Raw genomic sequence first — 2,493 nt, forward strand, 5'->3', positions numbered from 1 at the left:
CCGGTGACGGTGAGCACAACGTGGCGTCACACAACTCGAACAGTGCGTCACCCCATCGGGTCAGACAGCCGTAGAGATCGGAGCGGAACCGTTGAAGCTCTCCCACCGAAGCTGCCACAATCAGACAGTATGTCTACTGTCTGCACCTGGATCGGGGATACACTTTCGACAGAGACGTCATGGCCCGCACCAGCCCCGAACAGCGACTCGCCACCTACGAACGCCGCTACCGCGAACTCGCCGCGCAGCTCGCCGACATCGGGATGATCTCGTCGGGCTCGCTCACACGCCGCTACACCCGCTGCACCTCACCAGGCTGCAAGTGCCGCGCCGACCCACCCCAACCCCACGGGCCCTACTGGCAATGGACTCGCAAGATCGACGGCAAGACCGTCACCCGCCGGCTCACCCCCACTGAAGCAAAGCTCTACCGCCGATGGATCGCCAACGACCGTCGTATGCGACGCATCATCGAACAGATGCGCACCATCGCCGCGAAAGCCGCCGACATCCACCTCACCCAGGCAGCGTCACAAGACCCGAAGGTTTAATCGCAAGCTTAGGGCTCACGCCAGGTCTGTTTGGGCGTTGATCGTGTAGTTCCATTCGCCGTGGAAGTCGTGTGGGTGGAGGGGGACAGCAGCGAGTTCGGTGTCGGTGATCCGGACGCCTTTGGCGTACCACTCGGGGTCGTGGCCGGCTTGGACGCTGAGCCCGGTGGTGGTGGCGGTGGCGGAGATCAACTCGATGATGGTGCGCAGGCTGGTGAGGGGTCGGCCACGCCAGTTCATGGTGATGAAGCTGAACATGCGGTGCTCGATCCGGTTCCACTTGCTGGTGCCGGGCGGGTAGTGACACACGGTGATGTCGAGCCCGGTGTCAGCGGCGAGGCGGGCGAGGTGCACTTTCCAGGCGCGCAGCCGGTAACCGTTGGACCCGCCGGCATCGGCGGTGATCAACAGTCGGGTGGCGTTCGGGAACCGGTCACGGCCCATCTGGTTCCACCAGGCCCGGATCGACGCGACCGCGAACTCCGCGGTATCGGCGACGTCGCCGACCGATACCCAGCCTTCGTTGTTGGCGACGTCGTAGATCCCATACGGGATCGCTTTCGCGAACTCGCCGAGCGCCCGGTCGGCGAAGTCATGGACCTGGACCCGTTCGGGTTCGCCTTCGGGTGACCATTCGTTGCCGCCGTTGGCGTAGTCACCGATCAACTCCTTCTTTTTGGCGTCGACACTGATCGCGGGCTGATCGTCATCGACGAAACTCGCGGCGATGTCGTTGAGATACCGGAACTGGGCGTCACGATCCGGGTGCTGGCGACCCTCGGTCACTTTCGCGTTGGCCTGCAACGAATAGCCCAGCTGATGCAACAAGCGCAGCACCGTGCGCGACGACACCTCGAACCCGCGAGCGACCAGCTCATCGGCCAGCTTCGTCGACGACTTCGACGTCCACCGCAACAACGACATCGGATTTCCCCGCGTGTCGGGATGCACCAGCTCATCGAGCGCTTCGAGCAGACCGGGCTGCTTGTCGATCAACGGCTTGTCACCACCACCAGCTGCCCGCAACCGATCCGACGGTTCGATCCCGGCTGCGACCTCGGCGTGCGCCTTGATCACCGTGTTCCGGCTCAACCCCGACGCTGACGCCACCGCGGTCTTGCCGCCCCGCCCGAACATCTCCGCCGCCGCCCCGGCAACGACACGCCGTTGCACCTCGTTCATGTGCGGCAACACCACCTCGAAGAACCGCGCCAGCCCCTCCGGTGTCACCTCCACAACAACACACTACATCGCGCGCACTAACATGTCGTGGACCCTTAGAGAGAAATGAAGGGTGTCTGACAGAGCGTGTCGCCCGGTGCCCCGCAGAGGAACCGGTGTGCCGGGGCGCGTCAGACGGCGAGCAGGTCGCGGGCGCCGGTGCCGCTGGAGGGATGGCGAAGCTTGCTCATCGCGCGGACCTCGATCTGGCGGATCCGCTCGCGGGTCAGGTTGAAGTGCTCGCCGACCTCTTCGAGGGTGCGGGCCTCGCCGCGGTCGAGACCGAAACGCAGCTTGAGGATCTCGCGCTCGCGCTCGTCGAGCGGGGCCAACAGGCGCGTGATCTCCTCGGGAAGCAAGGCCGTGGCGGCCACCTCGAACGGCGACTCCGCGGAGCGGTCCTCGACCACGTCGCCGAGCTCCGCGTCGCCGTCCTCGCGGAGCGGCTCGGAGAGCGACAGCGGCTCGGCGGCGAAGCGCAGCGCTTCGGTGACCTTGTCTTCGGGCATCTCCACCTCGCGGGCCAGCTCGGCCAGGGTGGCGGGACGCCCGTACTTCAGCTCCAGCCGAGAGCGGGCCTTCTGGAGGCGTGCCAGCGTGTCGCCAACGTGAACCGGGACGCGGATCGTGCGCCCCGTGTTGGCGATGCCGCGGCTGATCGCCTGACGGATCCACCACGTCGCGTAGGTGGAGAACTTGAAGCCCTTGCGCCAGTCGAACT

3 protein-coding genes are annotated in these 2,493 nt (G+C 65.7%); 1 reads left to right on the top strand and 2 read right to left on the bottom strand.

Annotation, left to right across the window (positions count from 1 at the left end; genetic code table 11):
- Nucleotides 1-179: 179 nt before the first annotated feature.
- Nucleotides 180-551 (top strand): DUF6788 family protein, encoded by a 372-nt coding sequence (locus tag WEB06_20185; protein ID MEX2557937.1) that lies wholly within the window; start codon nt 180-182, stop codon nt 549-551.
- 15 nt (nt 552-566) lie between these two features.
- On the opposite strand, the gene WEB06_20190 is transcribed toward WEB06_20185, so the two are convergent.
- Complete coding sequence (locus tag WEB06_20190) at nt 567-1,733, bottom strand: ISAzo13 family transposase (GenBank protein MEX2557938.1); 1,167 nt, start codon at nt 1,731-1,733, stop codon at nt 567-569.
- 170 nt (nt 1,734-1,903) lie between these two features.
- The coding region (locus WEB06_20195; GenBank protein ID MEX2557939.1) for a sigma-70 family RNA polymerase sigma factor at nt 1,904-2,493 on the bottom strand (590 nt) is incomplete at its 5' end.

The sequence above is a fragment of the Actinomycetota bacterium genome (genome assembly GCA_040905475.1).
In the GTDB taxonomy this organism is placed as follows: Bacteria; Actinomycetota; AC-67; order AC-67; family AC-67; genus DATFGK01.

Bases quoted from the DNA above. Each gene is read 5' to 3' on its own strand.
- WEB06_20185 (MEX2557937.1), top strand. From the start codon at position 180: ATGGCCCGCACCAGCCCCGAACAGCGACTCGCCACCTACGAACGCCGC.
- WEB06_20190 (MEX2557938.1), bottom strand. From the start codon at position 1,733: ATGAACGAGGTGCAACGGCGTGTCGTTGCCGGGGCGGCGGCGGAGATG.